Source organism: Enterobacter sp. FW301-JW81, assembly GCF_058788735.1.
In genome coordinates this window covers 271,746-294,621 of sequence record NZ_JBYTBA010000003.1, presented here as the reverse complement: position 1 = coordinate 294,621, position 22,876 = coordinate 271,746, and the positions used below count along the sequence as shown (strand labels likewise).

Genomic DNA, 22,876 nt, shown 5'->3' with positions numbered 1-22,876 from the left:
CCATCGATATCATGTACATACCGCGAAGGGTTCTGATTTTTCGCTTCACTCTTTTTATGAATACGTGCTACTGTATGTTTATACAGTATCTCGTGGTGGAGGTTGTGTGGACAGAGAGTTGAACGAGCAGGTCATGATTGAACGCGTCGAGATGATTGCGCGACTCACGACAGAAGGAACGTGTCAGGAAAGAGATCGTGAAATTGCCCTGAATTTGATTGCTGAGATTGCGCGGGGAAATTTAATCAAGAACAACGCGTTTACCGTTGTTTTCTCGGCATCGCCTGTTCCGGAACGCATTAAAAAAGAGGGTAACGTTCGGGTGAACATTACCCTCGATAAAGATCGGCAGATTGGCCATGCCGTCGTCGAGGCCTTCCAGTGCGAACTGACCCGCAGAATACGGTCCCTGTTTCCGTCATCCCGGGTGAACGTGAAGTTAGGCTCGGTGACGGGAGTCGAGCTCCAGGGGCTTGAAAGAGAGGCCGATCGCGAGGCGCTGGACGCTATTCTCCGGGAAGTCTGGGAAGACGAGAGCTGGCGCTAGCCCCGGCTCATTACCCGACCCCACGCCCTCATTCAGAGTTTGCGCTTCCGGTGAACCACGCGTCGCTGCTCGCGGACGGTCTGTTGTGTCCGCGTTTGCCCATCTCTCAGCGATAGCGAAAAGACCGCCGGCCCGGGAAACTCTACGGTACCTGGAAAACCGGATGTTGGGAGCGTCTGATGAAAATCTATGCAATGCAGGGGGACACGCTTGATGCCGTTTGCGCTCGCTTTTATGGGCGCACGGCTGGCGTCGTTGAAGCCGTTCTGAAGGCCAATTCTGGCCTCGCGGAGTTAGGCGTTATCTTGCCTCACGGCACGCCGGTAGAGATGCCGGAGGTGGATAGCGCCCCCACAAAAGAATCCGTAAACCTATGGGACTGAGCCTGGAGAAGATCACCACGTTTATCGCCTACTGGCTGGCCGTGGCGCTGGCCTGGTTCGGGGCGATGTCTCCTGAAAAAGTCGCGCTGTACGTGGGAAGCCTTTGCGCCATTTTTACCGCGCTGACGAATTACTGGTTTAAGCGAAAAACCTGGCGCTATCTCCAGTCTCTGGGCCTCGACAAGAAGAGCATTCGTGAACTCAATCATTAAGCGTTGCAGCGTCGCCGGCGTGCTGGCCCTGGCGGTGCTGATGCCTGACTTTCGGCTACTGAAAACGTCCCCGGAGGGGCTGGCGTTGATTGCCGATCTCGAAGGATGTCGCCTCTCGCCTTACCGGTGCAGCGCCGGGGTCTGGACGTCAGGCATTGGCCACACGGCAAACGTCGTGCCGACGCGGGACATTACCGAGCGTGAGGCCGCGGTAAACCTGGTCGCTGACGTGCTCAACGTTGAGCGGCGGCTGGCGGCCTGCGCGCCGGTGGAGATGCCGCCCCGGGTCTACGACGCGCTGGTGAGCTTTACCTTTAATGTCGGCACGGGCGCCGCCTGCCGTTCGACCCTGGTGTCGTTTATTAAGCGTAAACAGTGGCCGCAGGCATGCGGCGAGCTTACCCGCTGGGTGTACGTCAACGGCGTCAAAAATGCCGGGCTGGAAAACCGCCGCGTTCGCGAGAAAGCCTGGTGCACGAAGGGGCTGCCGTGAGGGTCCTCATGCTGATATTGGCCGGGCTGCTGGCCGTCACGCTGTGGCTTCGTCATGACAACCAGACCCTGTCCCGCTCCTTGGTCACCGCTAACCGGGTCGCCAGCGAGCAAAAAAACGCTCTCGCCGAGCTTAATCAACAGCTTTCCCTGGCACAGCGGATGGCCAGATCCAACGAAAACGCCCAGGTGAGGCTCCGTGAGGCGCTGCTCGCTGCCGGTGAGGAGCAGGCGAGACGGGAAGCGACTATCGGGAGATTGCTCAATGAAAATGAAGCGTTACGCCGCTGGTATACCGCTCAGCTGCCTGATGCTGTCCGCAGGCTGCACACCCGCACCGCCTGCGCCTCCGCAGCACATTGTTTACAACGCCTGCCCGAAGGTGAGCCGCTGCCCGATGCCGGGAAGCGAACCCGCCACTAACGGCGATCTCAGCGCAGATATTCGCAGGCTTGAGTACGCCCTTATCGCCTGCGCGCTGCAGGTGGAAACCATTAAAGACTGTCAGGATAAACTCGATGCACAAACTCAAGAGCCTGCGTCAGGCATTAATTGACGCGATCCCCCAGCTGAATGCTCACCCGGAGCGCCTGCAGATGTCGGTCGGCAGCGGCAATATTGACGCCCGCCTGGCCTCCTCGCTCTCCTTTGAAAAGCGCTATGCGCTGAACGCGAAGGTCAGCGGTTTCGCCGGCGACAGCGAGGGGTTTTTCGTCCCGGTGCTGGCCTGGCTTCGGGAAAACCAGCCGGACATGTTTACCCTCGATGAAGGACACAAAAACGGATACACCTTCGCGATCGTCCTGAACGATGACGATACGATGGACATCAGCATCAGCGTGCAGGTGACCGAGCGCATTCTCGTGTCCCAGGAGCAGGGCGCTCTGCACGCGACGTACTCCCCCGAACCGCCGCTGCCGGAGCCCGTCACGCGTCCGAAAGAGTTGTACATTAACGGCGAGCTCGTCAGCAAGTGGGAGGACTAACTCCCCCGCGCTGAAAGCCGCCTGCGGCCTGCTGTCTGGACAGCTTGTTGTTTCATCCCGCAGAAAACCCCGTCTCGTTGCTGCCGTTCGCCCTGAACGGCATTCTCTTCTCATGAATACATTAACTTCCATGAACGGCATCGCTCGCGCGATCCGCAATCTGATTCGTATCGGTGTTGTGACCGATGTTGACCTCAACAGAGGGCTTTGTCGCGTCCAGACCGGCGGGATGAAAACCACCTGGCTGAACTGGCTAACCTGCCGCGCGGGACGTTCGCGCGTGTGGTGGGCCCCTTCCGAGGGCGAGCAGGTGCTGCTGCTGGCCATCGGCGGGGAGCTTGATACCGCCTTCGTGCTGCCCGGCATTTTCTCGGACGACCATCCGGCGCCGTCCGGGTCGCCTGACGCGCTCCACGTCTCGTTTCCGGACGGCGCGGTCATTGAGTACGAACCCGGGCGCGGGGCGCTGACGGTTTCAGGCATTAAAACGGCCGACGTTACCGCCTCTGAATCGCTGACCGCCACCGTGCCGGAGGTGCGGGTGACGTCAACGTCACGCATCACGCTGGATACGCCTGAAGTGGTGTGCACTAACAAGTTAATTACCGCCTCTCTTGAAGTGCAGAAGGGCGGTGTGATGGCCGGAAATATCGAGCATTCCGGCGGTAAATTCACCTCCAACGGGGTGCAGGTGGACAACCACGCGCACGGCGGCGTGCAAAGCGGCGGAAGCTGGACTAAGGGGACACAATGACGGTGCGTTACAGGGGAATGAACAGGCAGACCGGGCTTAGCATTACAGAGGCTGACCACATCCGGCAAAGCGTGCGCGACATTCTGGTCACGCCGATTGGCTCGCGGGTCATGCGCCGGGATTACGGCTCGCTGCTGGCGGCGATGATCGACAGGCCGCAGAGTCCGGCGCTGCGCCTGCAAATCATGGCTGCCTGTTATTCCGCCATCCAGAAATGGGAGCCGCGGATAAGCCTGACGGCCATCACCTTCGAGCGTTCGGAGAACGACGGGACGTTGTATGTCGATATCACCGGCACGTGCCCGACCTCCGGACAATCCTTTTCTATCACCATTTCACTGAGTTAAACGCTATGGCTATTGTTGATCTGAGCCAGCTCGCCGCGCCTGATGTCGTGGATGAGGTGGATTATGAAACGCTGTTGGCAGAACGAAAGGCCACCTTTGTCTCGCTCTATCCGGAAGAGGAGCGAGAGGCGATTGCACGGACGCTGACGCTGGAGTCGGAGCCGATTGTGAAGCTCCTGCAGGAGAACGCCTACCGGGAAGTTATCTGGCGCCAGCGCGTTAACGAGGCCGCGCGTGCGGTCATGCTGGCCTATGCCGCAGGCAGCGATCTGGACCAGATTGGGGCAAACGCTAATCTTGAGCGCCTGGTGATTACCCCTGCCGACGACACCACCTTCCCGCCCACGCCGGCCGTGATGGAGTCCGATACCGATTTTCGCCTGCGCATCCAGCAGGCGCCGGAAGGGCTGAGCGTGGCCGGCTCAACAGGGGCGTATCAGTTCCATGGCCGCAGCGCGGATGGCCGGGTAGCGGATATTTCTGTGATCAGCCCACAGCCGGCGAACGTCACGGTCTCCGTGCTCTCCCGGGAGAATAACGGCGTGGCGTCTGAGGAACTGCTCGCCGTTGTTCGCAATGCGCTGAACGATGAGGACGTCAGGCCCGTTGCCGACCGCGTGACCGTCCAGTCGGCCAGGATTGTCGACTACAGCATTGACGCCTCGCTATTCCTCTTCCCAGGCCCTGAAAGTGAACCCGTGCTTAGCGCGGCAAGGGCCCGGCTACAGGCCTACATCACGGCCCAGCATCGGCTTGGACGCGATATCCGCAAGTCAGCCATTTACGCCGCACTTCACGTGGAAGGGGTGCAGCGGGTGGAGCTGACCGCCCCCGCGGCGGATATCGTGCTTGATGAAACTCAGGCCTCATGGTGCAGCAACTACAGCGTAACCGTGGGGGGAAACGATGAGTAATACCCGCCTTTTACCGGTTGGCTCATCGGCGCTTGAGGTCGCCGCGGCGCGCGCCTGTGCGGACATCGAAAATACGCCTGTTCCGCTGCGCCAACTCTGGAATGCGGATACCTGCCCGGCGAATCTGCTGCCCTGGCTGGCGTGGGCGTTTTCGGTTGACCGTTGGGATGAGAACTGGCCGGAGGCCACCAAGCGGGAGGTGATCCGCGCCGCGTGGTTTATTCATGCCCACAAGGGAACGATTGGCGCCGTGCGTCGCGTGGTGGAGCCGCTTGGCTATCTGATCAACGTTACCGAGTGGTGGCAAACCAACGATCCGCCCGGCACCTTCCGCCTTGATATCGGCGTGTTAGACACGGGCATCACCGAGGAAATGTATTACGAAATGGAGAGGCTTATCGCCGATGCGAAGCCTGCCAGCCGCCACCTTATTGGCCTGAATATCATCCAGGACATACCGGGTTATCTCTATACCGGCGCCCTGAGCTATGACGGCGACATCATCACGGTTTATCCCGGATAAGTGAGAGCACAATGACAGTGAAATATAAAACGGTTATCACCAAAGCCGGTGCCGAAAAACTGGCTGCAGCAACCGTCCCAAACGGCAAGAAAGTCAATTTTGCGGCGATGGCGGTTGGCGACGGTGGCGGTGTGTTGCCAACGCCAAACGCAAACCAGACGAAACTCATCAATGAAGTCTGGCGCCATGCGCTAAATAAAATCAGCCAGGACAAAAAGAATAAAAACTATGTCGTGGCGGAGCTGCTGATCCCTCCTGAGGTTGGCGGTTTCTGGATGCGCGAGATGGGGCTGTATGACGATACCGGGACGCTGATTGCGGTCGGGAATATGGCTGACAGTTACAAACCTGCACTCGCTGAAGGTTCGGGACGTGCTCAAACCTTACGCATGGTTATCATGGTGAGTGACATTGCTACGGTTGAACTCTCTATTGATGCGTCAACGGTGATGGCGACGAAGGATTATGTTGACGAGAAGCTGACGGAGCATGAGCAATCGCGCCGTCATCCTGACGCCACGCTTACCGCAAAGGGCTTTACCCAGTTAAGCAGTGCAACCGACAGCGCCTCCGAGGTGCTCGCAGCAACACCGAAAGCGGTGAAGGCGGCGTACGACCTGGCTAACGGGAAGTACACGGCAGCGGACGCAACGACGGCGCGAAAGGGCATCGTTCAGCTCAGTAGCGCTACTGACAGCGTGTCTGAGGTGTTGGCGGCGACGCCGAAGGCGGTTAAAGTCGCTAACGACAACGCCGCTGCAGCCAATAAAAATGCCAATGAGCGAGTCAGCAAGTTCGGCGACAGTATGACCGGAACGTTGAATCAGGACGCTATAACACAGTCAACCTATAACTTAACGGCACTCTCTAACGCGACGACAGGCAATAAAAATTATCTGCGTAAAATGCGAGGCGGAGCGACGGACACTATCTGGCATGAAACTGTTCAGGGGGGAGAATACCGTCTCGCAACAGGCAGTACTGATTCGCAGGAGGAACTGGCGATTAGCACAAATACCGGCCTGAGAGTGAGAGGTAATTTAACTTCACAACTTGGCGGATTTTATTCGGGGAATACGAAAAAACTCTCTTTTTATTCATCTAATACCTCTGACAAGAATGCAGCCCTGCGCCTCTGGGGTAATGTAGACCGGCCATCTGTAGTCGAACTGGGGGATGACACCGGCTACCATTTTTACTCACAGCGAAATAAAGACGGCTCGCTGTTGTTTCAGACAAACGGTGCGGGACAATTCAGCGGCTATTTACGTTCAAGCGGGGAAGTGCAGTCTATTTCATCTAATAGTTATCGGATTGCATATGGGGACTACGGTTGCTTCTGGCGTAATGATGGTAATAATCTTTATCTGATGCTAACCAATAAAGGAGATGCTTATGGCAATTACAATGCTCTGCGTCCTTTACGGGTGAGTCTTGAAACCGGGGCGTTGCAATCCGAAACACCTTTTACTGTAGGCAACACCATCTACGCCACAAAGGAAATTACAGCGGGTTATAGCAATTCTTTTGCATGGGCTGAGCAGTACAAAACAAAGGCACCATTTTATAATACCTATTCAACAACTGGAGCGAGTGAATACCACCCCGCGTTAAAACAGCAGGCAAGTATTACCGGGATCAATTCATGGGCTTTTTCCATGGGGTCTCTTGTCGCTGATACCGCTCTTTCATGGCATCTGCACATGAAAGGCAGTGGTGGTCAGGACGTTAACTATAAATGGGATACTAGTGGTAATTTTATCGCCCCAGGCCAGCTCATTCCGGGTAGTTTCGCTAACTTCGACGCTCGTTATTATACCAAAGGACAAAGCGATGCGGGCTATATGGCTAAAACTAGCGCATATACAAAAGCCGAAAGCGATACGCGCTATAATCTGAAAAATGCAGCCAGTAAGGCGGCGAGCGGTTGGGAGAAAGATAACTCTACGGGCGTGATAACGCAGTGGGGGGTGGCAACGCGTAGCGCTGATTCGACGCGTATTACCTTCCCAACGGCGTTTCCTAACGCCTGTCTCAGCGTGCAGTTAACCTTGCTTTTTACCAATGGGTTCCACGATCAAAATATTTACGTGCAAAACCCTGACAGATCAGGGTTCACCTACGTAGCGGGCAGTGGCGAAGTTAAAGCTTATTTTGAAGCGCGAGGCTATTAATATGAGTTATATATATTCTCCTGTAAACGGGGCTTTTTATAATGATGAGCTGGAGGCTGATTATCGTTCCGCTGAAACGTGGCCGGATAATTATGTCAGCGTGCTTGATGAAGACTATGTGTCGCTGATGGAGGGACAAGCAGACGGGAAAATAATTATTTCAGATAAAAATGGTTATCCCGTATTAGCGGAACCTCCCGCACCAACCTATGAAGAGCGCGTGAGTCAGGCAACGATGCAAAAAAACGCCTTAATGAAAACGGCAAGTGACATTATCACTCCGCTTGAAGATGCAGCCGAACTCGGTATTGCTACCGACGAAGAAGCCGCCGCGCTTTTAGGCTGGAAGCGATACCGGGTCATGCTTAACCGGGTAGATGTGAACACCGCCCCGGACATTCAATGGCCCGAACGTCCCGCCTGACCCCAAACCCTCCATCCGGAGGGTTTTTCGTTTGTTGTGTAATCCTTTCCCCAACCCCAATAAGTCGCATCAATCGAGCACTCCACAGACAATAGCCTCACCACTAAACGAAGGAGTTAACCGGATGGGCGACTATCACCACGGCGTGGAAGTCATCGAAATCAACGATGGCACGCGCACCATTTCTACCGTCTCGACGGCAATCATCGGCATGGTCTGTACGGCCAGCGATGCTGACGACAAGACATTTCCGTTAAACGAGCCAGTGCTCATTACCAACGTGCAAAACGCGATTGCGAAAGCCGGCAAGGCGGGGACGCTGTCCGCTTCTCTGCAGGCGATCGCTGACCAGTGCAAACCGGTTGTCGTGGTTGTGCGCGTTGCCGAAGGTATCGACGACCCGGAAGATCCGGAAGCGGCACAGAAAGGGACTATCTCTAACATCATCGGTACCACCGACGAAAACGGCAAATACACTGGCCTGAAGGCGCTTCTGACCGCGAAAACGGTAACCGGCGTGAAGCCGCGCATTCTCGGCGTGCCGGGGCTGGATTCTCAGGAAGTGGCGACCGCACTGGCAGCGACGTGCCAGAGCCTGCGCGCGTTCGGCTACGTCAGCGCATGGGGCTGTAAAACGATTCCTGAGGCAATCAACTACCGCAAAAACTTTAGCCAGCGCGAGCTGATGGTTATCCACCCTGATTTTCTGGCATGGGATACCACCACGAACGCAACGACAACGGCCTGGGCTACCGCCCGTGCGCTTGGCCTGCGCGCCAAAATCGACCAGACCATGGGCTGGCATAAAACCCTGTCAAACGTTGGCGTCAACGGCGTCACGGGCGTAAGCGCCTCCGTCTCCTGGGATCTTCAGGAGCAGGCCACCGATGCGAACCTGCTTAACCAGGCTGGCGTCACCACGCTGATTCGCAACGACGGCTTCAAATTCTGGGGTAACCGCACCTGCTCAGACGACCCGTTATTCGTCTTTGAAAACTACACCCGTACCGCACAGGTGCTGGCCGATACCATGGCGGAAGCGCATGCGTGGGCGATGGATAAACCTATCACCCCAACGCTTATCCGCGACATCGTTTCCGGTATCAACGCCAAGTTCCGCGAGCTGAAAACCAACGGCTATATCGTCGACGGCACCTGCTGGTATGACCCTGAATCGAACGACGCATCCACCCTGAAAGCGGGGAAACTGTATATCGATTACGACTACACCCCTGTCCCGCCGCTGGAAAACCTGACCCTGCGCCAGCGCATCACCGATACCTATCTGGCAGACCTGTCAGATTCGGTTAATAGCTAAGGAGCTGAAGCATGGCGTTACCACGCAAACTTAAATACCTGAATATGTTCAACGATGGCCTGAGCTATATGGGCGTTGTTGAGTCTGTCACCTTACCGAAGCTCACCCGCAAACTGGAGAAGTATCGCGGCGGCGGTATGCCTGGCTCGGTCTCTATCGACCTCGGCCTGGACGATGATGCCCTGGCGCTGGAGTGGACCATTGGCGGTCTGCCGGACGTGGCGCTGTGGGCGCAGTACGCCTCTCCGGGCGCGGACAGCGTGCCTCTGCGCTTTACCGGCTCCTTCCAGCGTGACGACACCGGCGAAATCTCCGCCGTCGAGATCGTCATGCGCGGCCGTCACAAAGAGTTTGATGGCGGTGAAAACAAGCAGGGCGAGAGCGGCACCACCAAAATGTCCACCGAGTGCGCTTACTACCAGCTGACCATCGATGGCAAAGAGATCGTCGAGATCGACATCATCAACATGGTGCTGAAAGTCGACGGCGTCGATCGTCTGGCTGAACACCGTAAGGCGATTGGCCTGTAACCCTTTAACCGGCCGGGACTGCCGGCCGGTAAGTTAACTTTCTGAAGAGTAACGAAATGGACAATATCAACGAGACTGCCATGAACGAAAGTGAAAACCTACATATCGTCACGCTGGATAGCCCCGTTCTGCGCGGCGAGCAAAAAATCGAAAAGGTGACCGTCGCCAAACCCAATGCGGGAACCCTGCGCGGGGTGTCGCTGGCGTCGCTGGCGCAATCTGACGTCGATGCGCTGATCAAGGTGCTGCCGCGAATGACCTCGCCGGCGCTGACCGAGCATGAGGTTGCGCGCCTGGATGCCTGCGATCTGCTCTCTTTTGCAGGTAAGGTGATCGGTTTTTTGTCACCGGCTTCGGCTCGCTGAAATTTCCCGAAAAACTGTCGGTCGACGATCTGATGGCGGATATCGCGGTGATCTTTCACTGGCCGCCGTCAGAGCTGTACTCCCTGAGCGTGACCGAACTCCTCTTATGGCGCGAAAAAGCGCTGCAGCGAAGCGGAAACCACCATGAGTAATAATGTCAGACTTGAGGAGCTGCTTAAGGCAGTCGACCGGGCAACCCGACCGCTTAACGCTCTCCATAACGCCAGCCTCACTCTCGCGAGCGATATCCGCAGTACGCAGACGATGCTGGGGGCGCTCGATGAGCAGGCAGGGCGTATTGACGGCTTCAGGAAAGCAAACGCCCGGCTCACCGTGACGGAGCAGTCGCTTGCCCTGGCGAAACAGCAGGCAGCGGCGCTGGCGGTGCAGTTTAAGAACACGCAAAACCCCACCCAGGCCCAGGCCGATGCGTTGTCCGCAGCCCGAAAATCGGCAGCCGACCTTAAGCTTGAGTACAACAGCTTGCGCTACTCGGTGCAGCGCCAGCGCGCTGAACTCGCCCAGGCGGGAATAAACACGCGCACGCTCTCGTCGGATGAGCGTCGTTTACGCACCCACATCAGCGATAAAACGCTGCAGCTTAACCGACAGCGTGATGCGCTGGCCCGCGTCAACCAGCAGCAGGAGCGGCTGAGTACCGTTCAGAATCGCTATGAGTCAGGCAAACGCTTTGCCGCACGGGTGCATCAGCTGGCTAATGCGGGCGTGGGCATGGCCAAAGCGGGCTTTGACCAGACGTCCCGGTTCATGGCCCCCGGCATCAGTTTTGAAAAGCAGATGTCGGCCATACAGGCAAGCCTTGGCCTGGAGAAGGGCGACGCCCGGCTTGAGGCCATTCGCCAGCAGGCGCGGGAGGTTAGCGTCAGCGCCGGCGTACCTGCGGATACGGTCGTTCGGGCTCAGAACGCGCTGGCCCGTTCAGGCTATGACGCCGATGGGCTGCTTGCGGCCACCGCGCCAGCGGTCAACCTCAGCCTGGCGGGGAACGTCGACGCGGCTAAGGCGGCCGATACGATCGCCAGCACGCAGGCCGCGTATCGCCTGGCGAATACGGATGCGGGGCGCATCGCAGACGTGCTTACGCGCGGTTTTACCTCTTCAAATACCACCCTCGCTGAGATGGAGGCCGCCATCACCTCCGCCGCGCCCGCTGCGGATGCTTCCGGTCTGGGGCTTGAAGAGACCACCGCGCTGCTTGGCGTTCTGGCGGAAAAAGGAATGAAAGGTGCCGCCGCCGGGGACGCGCTCAGCGCGATGCTGCGCCATGTTCAGACTCCGGATGCCATAAAAGCCGCGGGGTTGCTGGCTTCCGCTTCGGGTGATGGATCGCTTGATGAAAAACGTCAGCAGCTGCAGGGGGCGAAGGGCAGTACCGCACTCGCGGCTTCCGTTCAGACCGATAATCTTGACGGCGACATCAGCCGGTTCCAGGCCGCGTTGAACGGGTTGAAGATTGATGTATTTGATAAATCGGATGGCGCTTTGCGCAACCTGACCACTACCGCAACGGGGTGGGTCGGCACGCTTTCGCTTTGGGTAAACGCTAACCCTGAGCTGACGCAAACCCTGGTCAGCGTGATTATCGGCGCACAGGCATTTACCGGCGTACTGGGCACCTTAGGGATGGTCGTCGCGCCGGTGTTGTCTGGCCTGAATCTGGTCATGACCGCCGCAGGAATGTTGGGAACGGTATTCAGCGTGGTGGGTGGTGCCATCATGACGGTGCTGGGCGCCCTTAGCTGGCCGGTTATTGCCCTTGGCGCGGCGATTGCCGCCGGTGCTTTGCTGATTTTTAAATACTGGGAGCCCATCAGCGCCTTCTTTGGCGGAGTGATTGAGGGGCTTTCTGCGGCTTTCGCGCCGCTGGGCGAGCTGTTCGCTCCGCTGTTACAGGCCTTTGGTTTCATTTCAGAAAAACTGGGCGGGATCTGGCAGTGGTTTACCGATCTGATTGCGCCGATTAAGGCAACGCAGGAAACGCTCGACAGCTGTAAAAATGTCGGCGTGGCGTTCGGTCAGGCGCTGGGCGATGCGCTAATGGCGCCGCTTAATCTCTTTAACAGCCTGAGCGGCAAGGCCAGCTGGCTGCTGGAGAAGCTCGGCGTCATAAAAAAAGAGTCGGGCAATATCGACTCGGCTGTGCCGAAAGAAGGCACATCCTCTGCTGACGCCGGCAGTGCCTGGGACCTGGAGCCACCTGTTTATAGCGGCTTCATGGGATACCAGCCGACGGCTGCCGCGGGAGGACGTTCTTACGTCGATCAGAGTAAAAGCGAATACAACATCACGCTGCAGGGGAGCACGGCCTCCGGAACGGATCTGACTCGTCAAATCCGGGAGGAAATAGAGAACAGTGAACGTGAAAAAGCGAGACAGCGGCAATCCAGCTTTTTTTATGGTTGAGGAGAGAGAAAATGTTAATGGTGCTGGGTCTGTTTGTCTTTGAACGACGAACCTTACCGTATCAGTCAATGCAATTTTCAAAGGACTACCGCTGGGTGTCCAACGATCGCATCGGAAAACCCAAAGCCTGGCAGTATCTTGGCGAAGGCGAGACTTCTCATTTGCTCACAGGGACGCTCTATCCGGAAATCACCGGCGGGCGCCTCTCCCTGAAGGCGATCGAGCTGATGGCGAATGAAGGGCGGGCGTGGCCGTTGATAGACGGCACCGGCATCATTCACGGCATGTTTGTCATTGAGAAAGTCACGCATACGCACACGGATTTTTACAGCGATGGTGCCGCCCGAAAAATTGAGTTTACCCTGTCGCTAAAACGCGTGGACGAATCGCTGATGACGATGTTTGGCGACCTGAGAACGCAGGCTTCAGAGCTGGTGGAAAGCGCACATAATAGCATTGGAGGGCTGGCGGGATGATCGCTGAAATGAATATCCGGGCGGGTGGGAAAATCGCCCCTGATTTTATGCTTAAGCTTGACGATCGCGATATCACGCAAAATTTCAGCCATCGTCTTATCAGTTTGACCATGACCGACAAGCGCGGGCTGGAGGCCGATCAGCTGGATATTCAGCTGGATGATTCCGACGGGCTGTTAGACCTGCCTGCCCGGGGGGCAACGCTCTCCTTATGGCTGGGATGGGCGGGAACCCCGCTCGAGCAGAAAGGGAACTTTACGGTCGATACCATTGAGTTTCGGGGCGCGCCGGACACGCTGACCATTCGGGGATGCAGCGCGGATTTTCGCGGAAAGCTAAACGTGCGGCGCGAACAGTCGTGGCATGACACGACGATCGGCGCGATCGTGAATACCATTGCTCAGCGTAACCGGCTGACCGCCAGCGTCGCGGCGGATCTTTCATCCATTGCTATTTCTCATATCGATCAGTCTCAGGAGACAGACGCGGCGTTTCTCACCCGCCTGGCCGAACGCAACGGTGCCTTTGTTTCAATTAAAGCCGGCAAGGTTATTTTTATGAAAGCGGGCCAGGCCGTGACGGCTGGCGGCACCTCGATTCCCTTGATGATGATTGAACGTGGGGATGGCGATAAGCATCTTTTTTCCGTCGCGGACCGTGAAAATTACTCCGGCGTGACGGCCAAATGGCTGCAAACGCGCGACCCCAAAAAGCAAAATCCTCAATTGAGTATTAATCGTTTGCCTGAGGGGCAGGCGGCAGAGGGGCTGCAGCACCCGGATGCCGCTGCGCCGATTGCGGGAGCAGGGGGGAAGGAGCAGAAGCCGCAAGAGATGCTGGTGGGATCGGCGGAAAACGTATTTGAGCTCACCACGGTGTATGCCTCGGAAGAGCAGGCGCTGAGGGCTGCGGAGGCGAAGTGGCGCGCGCTTCAGCGCGGTACCGTGAATTTCTCCATCCAGCTGGCGCTGGGACGCGCCGATCTGTTCCCCGAAACGCCGGTGCTGGTAAACGGCTTTAAACGCGTCATTGACGAGCAGGCCTGGATCATCAGCGAGGTGGTTCATACCCTCAGCGGGAGTGGATACACCACGAAGCTGAACCTTGAGCGTAACGTCACCGACGAAAAATTTGCTGTCGACAGTGAGTAATTTATTTGCCTTTACGTTGTTTTTGAGTATTATTAATTCACAAATTGTGAATTAAACGGAGGGGTACATGTTTCATTGTCCTAAGTGCAAGCATTCAGCGCATGCGCGTACCAGTCGCTACTTGAGTGAAAATACCAAAGAGCGGTATCACCAGTGCACCAATGTGGACTGCAGCTGTACGTTCGTGACGATGGAGTCCGTGGAGCGTCTGATTGCGACCCCTGGCGACGCTGGCAAAGCCCGAATAACTTCGCTACCAGCTGTTTAAACACCAATAAAAAAAGCCACTCAATGAGTGGCTTATTTATTGTCACCCCTAAACCACCTCCTAGGGAGGTGGTGATTGATCCTGTAAGGCTATAGCCTGAAGAATGCCCATGCCGGAATATCTCTGCTTACTCACCACAAGTAAAAGGAGACAGACCGACATGGGGCTTTACAGGAGTTCATCACATGTATATTGGCGTTGCAAATACCACATAGTCTGGACGCCAAAGTACCGCTTCAGGATCCTGAAAGATAAGCTGGGTAAGGAGCTTTACAGGACAATCTACATTCTCTGCGGAATAAAAGATTGTGAGGTTCTTGAGCTAAATATTCAGCCAGATCATGTACATCTTGTTGTAATCGTCCCACCTAAAATCTCAATATCAACCCTGATGGGGCATCTGAAAGGCCGCAGTGCAATCAGGCTCTACAATCGTTTTCCACATATACGAAAGAAGCTATGGGGTATCACGTGGATACTTTGTAGATACTGTCGGTGTGAACGAGGAAATTATCAGACAATATGTGCGGCATCAGGAGAAAATGGAGCAAACGCACGAACAGCAGATGGAATTGCTAGAGTAGCATGAGGAAGGTGACAATCGCCCCCCTTACAGGGGGCATTCTCAAAAGCCACCTTCTAAGAAGGTGGTCTTTTACTCTACAGCTAAAATTTGGTGGCCCCTGCTGGACTTGAACCAGCGACCAAGCGATTATGAGTCCCAATTCTAGGTTAATGAAATCAGTAACTTACTGATTTTTATGTTTTCTTCAGGCCGAATAGTGATGAAAAGTGGCACATAGCGTTGCGCTCTGCTGCCACTTTGCTGCCATTTTGCAAAATTATCAGTGAAGAAAAATTTAAGGAAATTGGTTTCAGAAATGCTATACGAATATTGGAGGAATAATAAAATTAGTTATACCGAAAAATACCTACTGCAATTTAAATATAATTAGCTGATTTATTATGGTGGATAATTAATTTTATATGTTGACTTAACTGCTCAAGAAGTATATATATTGTTAATTATTTTTTAAATTCAAGATAAATTTCGATTGAAGTCGTCACGCAGTAGTCTGTTATGTCTTTCTGAAACTTGATGGAGCAAGCGCATGAGTTTTGATATTAAGGAATTAAACAGTGTCAACCAATGGATTGAACAGTTTGATCTAGTTGATAGATATGCAGCTGAGTTACTTTTACAGTCACTTAATTACGTTAGCTTTGAGAACTTTGAAAAAACAATTCTAGAAAAAGTGGAAGGGTTAGTCAATGAATTGCAGATGAATAATAACACATCCATTGCAATTTTCCCCATTAGAAAGAACACGGGAAATAAATTTAATAAAAGCAAAGAATATAAAGCGGCTAATGATAGCTCGGGTAGGATTGGACATATTCTTAAAAATTTGGAAAGGAAGCTTCAAGGAAGGATCGAAATCTCCCCGAGGGTTATTTCGATGTCACAAAGCAAAGTCAGAAATATTATTTATGTAGATGATATTATTGGGTCAGGAAACAGATTTTTAAAATTCTGGAGAAATGATGTATCGAAGTCAATAAAGAGTTGGGTTTCCGGAGGTTATTGCAAAATTTGGATTGTTAGTCATACTATTCATCAAGGAGGACTGACTAAGTTAACAAATAATTTAAAGGCAATTGATTCATCTAGAGTGGTCTGTGGTAATCTAATAAAAAAGTCAGCTTTGTTAAGTAATGTTACTTTGAAAAATTTACTAATTAAGTATGGTGCTAGAACTAATAAGCCAGACGCGGCTTTAGGTTACAATGGAGATTGTTCCCCAGTAATATTTCAGTATGGCTGCCCAAATAACGCGCCTGCAATACTTTGGGCAACTGGTAATCCAAAAGTTAATGCGGCTGGCATAACAACTGGTCGCTGGAATGCGATTTTTAGCGAGCGTTCAATTGATAGTTCATTATATAAATTATTTAACGGTGACCTTTTTTATAAAACATATCCTGAGCTATTGTGGAATGCAGGGCAATATAAGTTGGCTTTTTCATTTTGTGAAAAACTTGATGCTTCTAATGATACTAAGGTATATATACTAATATTAGCCTTGATATCTAAAGGCTATAGTCTTGAGAAGGTTAAGAGTGTTTTTGCACCAATAAACACAGAGTTCGATAGTGCTGTTTCTATCCTAACTCAGTATGGATTAATTGACAAAAACTTCTGTCTGACTATCTTTGGTAAAGATGTTTTAAGGTCGAATAAAAAACAAAGTAAAATTTATGTTGATAAAGAATATGAAAACTACTATCCTTCTAGTTACTTGGGGATCCTTCGTGAAATTTAGTGTTAGCCTGACTAACTTCAGCAGAGTATGGATTCCATTACTCGATGGGAATGTTAACTATTGCGAACGGATGAAGCAAAAGCTTTGTTCACGCGTAGCCTTCGTTCCAAAGCTTTTGCTTCACCCTCACTTCGTGAGGTTAAGTAAATGAATCGTTGGGTCCCCAATACCTATCATAGAAATGGCCTCATTCAGGGTTATGATAAAACATATCTTAAAAATTTAGTACAAACTGGCAATATTATTAGTGGTACACACCATCCAGTAATTTTCACTTTGGGGCATTTGTCAAAATGTACAAATACTCAATATGATGATTTGCATAGCTTTGTTTCGAGAAAAGATTATCTATCGGAAATAGAACCTCATTATCGTACTTTTAATATTAAAAAAAGAACTGGCGGTTATAGAAATATTCATGTTCCTCACCCAGTACTCAAAATAGTGCAGTCTTGGATTGCAAGAAATATTCTTAGGCAAGTCGATGTACATGACTGCGCTAAAGCTTATAAGGTTGGAGAATCTATTTATGATAATGCACTTCCGCATTGTGGTGCTCAGTGGTTATTGAAATTAGATATCAAAGACTTTTTCTCTAATATTTCTGAAAGGCAAGTATATTATGTTTTCAGAAAAATGAATTACCCCGCCTTGCTTTCTCTTGAAATGGCCAAGTTATGCACCAAAGTTGATCATTTGAGAGTAGGGAAAAGATGGATTAATACAGAAAAAAATTATGCTGTTAAAGAATATCTATTCGATAAGGTCGGGAGTTTGCCACAGGGAGCACCAACAAGTCCTGCATTATCAAACATTGTTTTTAAAGAACTTGATGAATTGCTTTTTATGCTTTCATTAAACCATGAGGCTTGCTATACAAGATATGCCGATGATTTAACTTTTTCTTTCCACTCTTCATCAAGGGCTGAAATCATAGCGTTTAAAAAATTAGTTTCGAAAGAATTATTAAAGTTTGGATTCAACATTAACCCTAAAAAGACTCGAATCGTTCCTCCAGGGGCAAGGAAAATTGTCACTGGATTAATTGTTAATACTCATAAGCCTAGCATTCCAAAGGAAATTAGAGATAAGGTAAAAGCTGACTTGTATTATTGTGAGAAATATGGTGTCATTAATCATTGCGTGAAAAATAATTATAAATCTATTATTGGATTCTCAAATCACATTAGCGGAATGATTTCTTTCATATACTCGATTGATCCCGTTCAAGGCGGTAAATTTAAGAAGGTTTATGATAAGTTAAATTTACCTCTTTTTGTCTTGTGAGTGGCCATAATAATGTCTTTCGTTGATTATTTTTTATTTTACTTAATGGGTTAAGTAACCTAGCCTCGACTAGATGATCAGGAGCAAAGTGTGCATACCGCATCGTCACCTTAATATCCGTGTGACCTAATATGCGTTGAAGCACCAAGATATTACCTCCGTTCATCATGAAATGAGACGCGAAGGTATGGCGTAAAACATGAGTAAGCTGGCCTGCAGGTGTTTCTATACCGGCGCGTTGCATGGCCTTTCTGAAGGCTGAACAGCATGGTTTAAAAAGCACCTGCGCTTTCCTGCTGGATGGCAGTTCAGCCTGTAATTTTTCAGTTATCGGCACCGCGCGGTTTTTCTTGCCTTTAGTTTTCACGTAGATGATCTGACCGGCGCGGATTTGGTTGCCCTTCAGGCCTTCGGCTTCACTCCATCGTGCACCTGTTGCCAGACAGATTTTCACAATGGTAGTCAGATCTTCAGATCGGCTGTTCTCACATTCGGCGAGGAGGGTTCTAATCTCCTCAATGGTGAGATACGCCATCTCAGATTCACTGATTTTGAACTCTCGCACGTTCTCTAACGGGTTGGGCGCAGTCCATTCATCCAACCGGCGCAGCTCATTAAACATCGCCCTGAAATAAGCCAGCTCTAAATTCACCGTGCGCGCCGTCTGCCTGGTTAACAAAAAGGCGTCCCCGTATGTCAGCTATGAGGCTGTGATCCACAAACGCGAACAGCGCCGCAAATCCCTGGAGTTTTTCCGCTCGCATGAGCTGGTTAACGCCGAAGGTGACACGCTGGATATGGAAGAAGTGGTAAACGCCAGCAGCAGCAATCCGGCGCACCGGCGCAACGAAATGATGGCCTGCGTTAAGGGGCTGGAGCTGATCGCAGAAATGCGTGGTGAATGCGCCGTGTTCTATACCATCACCTGCCCGTCACGCTTTCACGCAACGCTCAATAACGGCAGGCCAAACCCGAAATGGACCAGTACCACGGTCCGCCAGAGCAGCGATTATCTGGTGAATATGTTTGCCGCTTTCCGTAAGGCGATGCACAAAGCCGGGCTGCGCTGGTATGGCGTCCGCGTTGCTGAGCCACACCATGACGGCACCGTGCACTGGCATCTGCTTTGCTTCATGCGCAAAAAAGACCGCAAATCCATTACCGCGCTACTGCGTAAATTCGCCATTCGTGAGGACCGGGAGGAGCTGGGTACCAATACCGGGCCGCGATTCAAGTCTGAGCTTATCAACCCGCGCAAGGGTACACCGACCAGCTATATCGCCAAATACATCAGCAAAAATATCGACGGGCGCGGGCTGGCGCAGGAAGTCAGCAAAGAAACAGGCAGATCACTGCGCGATAACGCTGAGAACGTAAACACCTGGGCTTCGCTGCACCGTGTCCAGCAATTCCGCTTCTTTGGGATTCCTGGCCGCCAGGTGTACCGCGAGCTTCGCCTGCTGGCCGGTCAGGCTGCCAGGGCGCAGGGTGACAAGAAGGCCGGCGCGCCCGTACTGGAAAACCCGCGTCTGGATGCTGTGCTGGCCGCAGCTGATGCTGGCTGTTTTGCCACCTACATCATGAAGCAGGGCGGCGTTCTTGTTTCCCGTAAGCATCACCTGGTCAGAACTGCCTATGAGCTGAACGACAAGCCGAGCGCCTACGGCGATCACGGTGTTCGTATTTATGGCATCTGGTCCCCGATCATTGAGGGCCGGATCTGCACTCATGCAGTGAAGTGGAAAATGGTTCGTAAAGCCGTTGACTTTCAGGAGGCGACAGCCGACCAGGGCGCTTGCGCCCCTTGGGGAGAAACGGATATGATGAATTGTCCGAAATGCGGACACGCGGCACATACTCGCAGTAGCTTTCGTGTATCAGATAATACGAAAGAGCGTTATTGCCAGTGCCAAAACATTAACTGTGGAACCACTTTTGTTACTCATGAAACCGTAGTGCGCTTTATCGTAACACCCGGACAGGTCGATCATGTGCCTCCGCACCCTTTAAACAGTGGTCAGGGGCACATGAATTTTTGACAAACTAACCCGCTTCGGCGGTTTTTTTATTGGTGGCAGCTTATTTCCTGCTGCCATTTTGCTGCCAACGATGAAACCATAAATAAAAAAGCCACTAGCTAGAGTGGCTTTTTTATTTGATTTTAAATCTAAAATTTGGTGGCCCCTGCTGGACTTGAACCAGCGACCAAGCGATTATGAGTCGCCTGCTCTAACCACTGAGCTAAGGGGCCGTGGCGGTGAATTATAAAGTAACTCCCCGCAGCAATCCAGCCATTCACACCTGCCTGCTGTTTTTATAAACAACGCATAATCAATCCTTTATACTTCAATCACGATGTATCGATCGGGAGTAAAGATGATCAACGATATTCTGGCCCCTGGCCTGAGGGTGGTGTTCTGCGGAATTAACCCGGGCAAGTCCTCGGCGCACACCGGTTTTCACTTCGCCCATCCGGGCAATCGCTTCTGGAAGGTGATCTACCAGGCCGGGTTTACCGACAGGCTACTCAAGCCCGAAGAGGAGCAGCACCTGCTGGATACGCGCTGCGGGATCACCATGCTGGTCGAGCGGCCTACGGTGCAGGCGAGCGAGGTTAACCTGCATGAGCTGCGAAGCGGCGGGCGAGAGCTGGTCAAAAAGATAGAAGATTATCAGCCGGCCGCGCTGGCGATCCTCGGTAAGCAGGCCTACGAGCAGGCGTTCAGCCAGCGCGGGGCGCAGTGGGGCAAGCAGGCCATCACCATCGGTGTGACGCAGGTATGGGTGCTGCCGAATCCGAGCGGGCTCAACAGGGCGACGCTGGATAAGCTGGTGGAGGCGTATCGGGAACTGGATGAGGCGCTGATGGTGCGGGGGCTTTAGGGGCTTCTGTGGCCTGATGCTCTCACCCTCACCCTAGCCCTCTCCCTCAAGGGAGAGGGGGACGTCTGTGCTGGCATTATTTTGTGGGGATCCCTCAGCCCACAGGGAGAGGGGATAGGCAAAAAAAAAGCTCCCGACTGGGAGCTTTTTGCTGTTTACCCGGATTAATCGTCCAGGAAGCTACGCAGCACTTCAGAGCGGCTTGGGTGACGCAGCTTACGCAGCGCCTTCGCTTCGATCTGACGGATACGTTCGCGGGTCACGTCGAACTGTTTACCCACTTCTTCCAGCGTGTGGTCGGTGTTCATATCGATACCGAAACGCATACGCAGCACTTTCGCTTCACGGGCGGTCAGGCCAGCCAGCACGTCGTGCGTGGCAGCACGCAGGCTCTCGGTGGTAGCAGAGTCCAGCGGCAGCTCGAGGGTGGTATCCTCGATGAAATCACCCAGATGCGAATCTTCATCATCACCGATTGGTGTTTCCATGGAGATAGGCTCTTTGGCGATCTTCAGCACTTTACGGATCTTGTCTTCCGGCATCAGCATGCGCTCGGCCAGCTCTTCTGGCGTCGGCTCGCGGCCCATCTCCTGCAGCATCTGGCGGGAAATACGGTTGAGCTTGTTAATGGTCTCAATCATATGCACCGGAATACGGATGGTGCGCGCCTGATCCGCGATAGAGCGGGTGATAGCCTGACGGATCCACCAGGTTGCGTAGGTGGAGAACTTGTAGCCACGACGGTATTCAAACTTGTCTACCGCTTTCATCAGACCGATGTTGCCTTCCTGAATAAGATCCAGGAACTGCAGACCACGGTTGGTGTATTTCTTGGCGATAGAGATAACCAGACGCAGGTTCGCTTCAACCATCTCTTTCTTCGCACGGCGGGCTTTCGCTTCACCGATGGACATACGACGGTTGATGTCTTTAACCTGCTCGATGGTCAGGCCGGTCTCTTCTTCAATCTGATGCAGCTTCTGCAGGCCGCGATGCACATCGTCCTTCACGTCGTGCAGTTTTTCAGACCATGGCTTGTTCATCGCGATAGCGGCGTTGAACCAGGTTTCGCTGGTTTCGTTGCCGGTGAAGAGGGTGATGAAGTTCTTCTTCGGCATTTTGCACTGCTCAACGCACAGCTTCATGATGATGCGTTCCTGGGTACGTACGCGATCCATCATCACGCGCATGCTGTTCACCAGGTAGTCGAACTGTTTTGGCACCAGGCGGAACTGTTTGAACACTTCAGACAGCTTCAGGATCTCTTCCTGAGCGGCGGCATGGCTGCGGCCTTTCGCTTTGATGGTGTCACGCGTCACTTCGTACTGGGTACGCAGCTCGGCAAACTTCTCACGCGCCAGTTCCGGGTCGATGCTGTTGTCATCATCCGCGGTGTCGTCGTCGCTCTCTTCCTCATCTTCGTCTTCGTCATCATCCATCTCTTCCTGAGACAGTTCAGAACCGACGTGAGTGGCGGTAGGTGCCATATCTTCTTCAGCGTTCGGGTCGACAAAACCGGTGATCAGGTCAGACAGGCGCGCTTCTTCCGCTTCAACGCGATCGTACTGCTCCAGCAGATAGGTGATCGCTTCCGGGTACTCGGCAACAGAGCACTGAACCTGGTTGATCCCGTCTTCGATGCGTTTTGCGATGTCAATTTCGCCTTCGCGGGTCAACAGTTCAACGGTACCCATTTCGCGCATGTACATGCGGACCGGGTCAGTGGTACGCCCGATTTCAGATTCCACGCTGGACAGTACCTGTGCAGCAGCTTCTTCCGCATCTTCGTCAGTGTTGTTGGAGGTTTCAGCCAGCAACAGATCATCGGCATCCGGTGCTTCTTCCATCACCTGAATGCCCATGTCATTGATCATTTGGATGATGTCTTCGATTTGATCTGAATCGACGATATCTTCCGGCAGATGGTCATTGACCTCGGCATAGGTCAGATAGCCTTGCTCCTTACCACGTTGGACAAGAAGTTTCAGCTGTGACTGCGGGTTTTGCTCCATAAGACGGTATCCACACTTAATTCGTTTGATTGGTGTCGGCGATGGGGCTGCCAACCTTTAAAGCGAGGGCGTACTTATATTT

General features: G+C 53.0%; 25 protein-coding genes, 1 tRNA gene and 3 pseudogenes. 26 read left to right on the top strand and 3 right to left on the bottom strand.

The window, feature by feature from the left end; genetic code table 11:
* Positions 1–106 precede the first annotated feature (106 nt).
* From AC3WOK_RS12445 to AC3WOK_RS12330, 24 genes and pseudogenes are all read left to right on the top strand, one after another.
* Positions 107–547, top strand: a complete 441-nt coding sequence (locus AC3WOK_RS12445; protein WP_059310551.1) for a DinI-like family protein — start codon at positions 107–109, stop codon at positions 545–547.
* 179 nt (positions 548–726) lie between these two features.
* Complete coding sequence (locus AC3WOK_RS12440) at positions 727–930, top strand: tail protein X (RefSeq protein WP_042715252.1); 204 nt, start codon at positions 727–729, stop codon at positions 928–930.
* Positions 921–1,142: a phage holin family protein gene (locus AC3WOK_RS12435; protein ID WP_029741404.1), complete on the top strand. Its 222-nt coding sequence runs from the start codon at positions 921–923 to the stop codon at positions 1,140–1,142. Before AC3WOK_RS12440 ends, AC3WOK_RS12435 begins: the two co-directional genes overlap by 10 nt.
* Positions 1,126–1,635: a lysozyme gene (locus AC3WOK_RS12430; RefSeq protein ID WP_063957150.1), complete on the top strand. Its 510-nt coding sequence runs from the start codon at positions 1,126–1,128 to the stop codon at positions 1,633–1,635. Before AC3WOK_RS12435 ends, AC3WOK_RS12430 begins: the two co-directional genes overlap by 17 nt.
* Before the next feature lie 8 nt (positions 1,636–1,643).
* The gene (gene lysB, locus AC3WOK_RS12425; RefSeq protein ID WP_492354602.1) at positions 1,644–2,057 is read left to right on the top strand and encodes an Rz-like lysis system protein LysB; all 414 of its coding nucleotides are present in this window, start codon (positions 1,644–1,646) and stop codon (positions 2,055–2,057) included.
* Positions 1,945–2,190, top strand: a complete 246-nt coding sequence (gene lysC / locus AC3WOK_RS12420; protein ID WP_230122831.1) for an Rz1-like lysis system protein LysC — start codon at positions 1,945–1,947, stop codon at positions 2,188–2,190. The genes lysB and lysC overlap by 113 nt, the downstream gene beginning before the upstream one ends.
* Positions 2,153–2,620 carry a phage tail protein gene (locus AC3WOK_RS12415; RefSeq protein WP_492354601.1) on the top strand — a complete coding sequence of 156 codons (468 nt, stop codon included), beginning with the start codon at positions 2,153–2,155 and terminating at the stop codon, positions 2,618–2,620. The genes lysC and AC3WOK_RS12415 overlap by 38 nt, the downstream gene beginning before the upstream one ends.
* 112 nt (positions 2,621–2,732) lie before the next feature.
* A complete protein-coding gene (locus AC3WOK_RS12410) occupies positions 2,733–3,374 on the top strand; it encodes a phage baseplate assembly protein V (RefSeq protein ID WP_059310555.1) in 642 nt (213 codons plus the stop codon).
* A complete protein-coding gene (locus tag AC3WOK_RS12405; protein WP_492354600.1) occupies positions 3,371–3,721 on the top strand; it encodes a GPW/gp25 family protein in 351 nt (116 codons plus the stop codon). Before AC3WOK_RS12410 ends, AC3WOK_RS12405 begins: the two co-directional genes overlap by 4 nt.
* A gap of 5 nt (positions 3,722–3,726) precedes the next feature.
* The gene (locus tag AC3WOK_RS12400; RefSeq protein ID WP_492354599.1) at positions 3,727–4,635 is read left to right on the top strand and encodes a baseplate assembly protein; all 909 of its coding nucleotides are present in this window, start codon (positions 3,727–3,729) and stop codon (positions 4,633–4,635) included.
* On the top strand, positions 4,628–5,158 hold the full coding sequence (locus tag AC3WOK_RS12395) for a phage tail protein I (RefSeq protein WP_047347793.1): 531 nt from the start codon (positions 4,628–4,630) through the stop codon (positions 5,156–5,158). The genes AC3WOK_RS12400 and AC3WOK_RS12395 overlap by 8 nt, the downstream gene beginning before the upstream one ends.
* Positions 5,159–5,169: 11 nt before the next feature.
* Complete coding sequence (locus AC3WOK_RS12390; RefSeq protein ID WP_492354598.1) at positions 5,170–7,332, top strand: phage tail protein; 2,163 nt, start codon at positions 5,170–5,172, stop codon at positions 7,330–7,332.
* The gene (locus tag AC3WOK_RS12385) at positions 7,292–7,756 is read left to right on the top strand and encodes a tail fiber assembly protein (protein ID WP_492354597.1); all 465 of its coding nucleotides are present in this window, start codon (positions 7,292–7,294) and stop codon (positions 7,754–7,756) included. The genes AC3WOK_RS12390 and AC3WOK_RS12385 overlap by 41 nt, the downstream gene beginning before the upstream one ends.
* Positions 7,757–7,880: 124 nt before the next feature.
* Entirely contained in the window at positions 7,881–9,074 is a 1,194-nt protein-coding gene (locus AC3WOK_RS12380) for a phage tail sheath protein (RefSeq protein ID WP_047347796.1), read from the top strand.
* Positions 9,075–9,085: 11 nt separating this feature from the next.
* On the top strand, positions 9,086–9,604 hold the full coding sequence (locus AC3WOK_RS12375; protein WP_047347797.1) for a phage major tail tube protein: 519 nt from the start codon (positions 9,086–9,088) through the stop codon (positions 9,602–9,604).
* Positions 9,605–9,660: 56 nt separating this feature from the next.
* Positions 9,661–9,969 (top strand): phage tail assembly protein, encoded by a 309-nt coding sequence (locus AC3WOK_RS12370; protein ID WP_059310559.1) that lies wholly within the window; start codon positions 9,661–9,663, stop codon positions 9,967–9,969.
* Positions 9,970–10,001: 32 nt separating this feature from the next.
* Complete coding sequence (locus AC3WOK_RS12365) at positions 10,002–10,121, top strand: GpE family phage tail protein (protein ID WP_023616176.1); 120 nt, start codon at positions 10,002–10,004, stop codon at positions 10,119–10,121.
* Complete coding sequence (locus tag AC3WOK_RS12360; protein ID WP_492354596.1) at positions 10,114–12,393, top strand: phage tail tape measure protein; 2,280 nt, start codon at positions 10,114–10,116, stop codon at positions 12,391–12,393. The genes AC3WOK_RS12365 and AC3WOK_RS12360 overlap by 8 nt, the downstream gene beginning before the upstream one ends.
* An 11-nt stretch (positions 12,394–12,404) precedes the next feature.
* On the top strand, positions 12,405–12,869 hold the full coding sequence (locus AC3WOK_RS12355; RefSeq protein WP_063432380.1) for a phage tail protein: 465 nt from the start codon (positions 12,405–12,407) through the stop codon (positions 12,867–12,869).
* The gene (locus AC3WOK_RS12350) at positions 12,866–14,020 is read left to right on the top strand and encodes a phage late control D family protein (RefSeq protein WP_252000859.1); all 1,155 of its coding nucleotides are present in this window, start codon (positions 12,866–12,868) and stop codon (positions 14,018–14,020) included. Before AC3WOK_RS12355 ends, AC3WOK_RS12350 begins: the two co-directional genes overlap by 4 nt.
* A gap of 67 nt (positions 14,021–14,087) precedes the next feature.
* Positions 14,088–14,288, top strand: a complete 201-nt coding sequence (locus AC3WOK_RS12345; RefSeq protein ID WP_492354595.1) for an ogr/Delta-like zinc finger family protein — start codon at positions 14,088–14,090, stop codon at positions 14,286–14,288.
* Positions 14,289–14,448: 160 nt separating this feature from the next.
* A pseudogene (tnpA, locus tag AC3WOK_RS12340) lies at positions 14,449–14,872 on the top strand (IS200/IS605 family transposase).
* Positions 14,873–15,400: 528 nt separating this feature from the next.
* The gene (locus tag AC3WOK_RS12335) at positions 15,401–16,612 is read left to right on the top strand and encodes a phosphoribosyltransferase-like protein (RefSeq protein WP_492354594.1); all 1,212 of its coding nucleotides are present in this window, start codon (positions 15,401–15,403) and stop codon (positions 16,610–16,612) included.
* A 147-nt stretch (positions 16,613–16,759) separates the two neighbouring features.
* Positions 16,760–17,899, top strand: a complete 1,140-nt coding sequence (locus AC3WOK_RS12330; protein WP_492354593.1) for a reverse transcriptase family protein — start codon at positions 16,760–16,762, stop codon at positions 17,897–17,899.
* Here the strand turns inward: AC3WOK_RS12330 and AC3WOK_RS12325 are convergent.
* Positions 17,853–18,563, bottom strand: a pseudogene (locus AC3WOK_RS12325) (phage integrase); the annotation flags it as partial. The gene AC3WOK_RS12330 and the pseudogene AC3WOK_RS12325 overlap by 47 nt on opposite strands.
* Here AC3WOK_RS12325 and AC3WOK_RS12320 point away from each other — a divergent pair.
* Positions 18,553–19,938 (top strand): annotated as a pseudogene (locus AC3WOK_RS12320) (replication endonuclease); the annotation flags it as partial. The pseudogenes AC3WOK_RS12325 and AC3WOK_RS12320 sit on opposite strands and share 11 nt — an antisense overlap.
* A 136-nt stretch (positions 19,939–20,074) precedes the next feature.
* Here AC3WOK_RS12320 and AC3WOK_RS12315 read toward each other — a convergent pair.
* A tRNA-Ile gene (locus AC3WOK_RS12315) sits at positions 20,075–20,150 on the bottom strand.
* Positions 20,151–20,275: 125 nt separating this feature from the next.
* Between AC3WOK_RS12315 and mug the strand changes: the two genes are divergently transcribed.
* Complete coding sequence (gene mug, locus AC3WOK_RS12310; RefSeq protein WP_059310567.1) at positions 20,276–20,782, top strand: G/U mismatch-specific DNA glycosylase; 507 nt, start codon at positions 20,276–20,278, stop codon at positions 20,780–20,782.
* Between the two features lie 164 nt (positions 20,783–20,946).
* On the opposite strand, the gene rpoD is transcribed toward mug, so the two are convergent.
* Positions 20,947–22,794, bottom strand: a complete 1,848-nt coding sequence (gene rpoD / locus AC3WOK_RS12305; protein ID WP_023309228.1) for an RNA polymerase sigma factor RpoD — start codon at positions 22,792–22,794, stop codon at positions 20,947–20,949.
* Positions 22,795–22,876 lie beyond the last annotated feature (82 nt).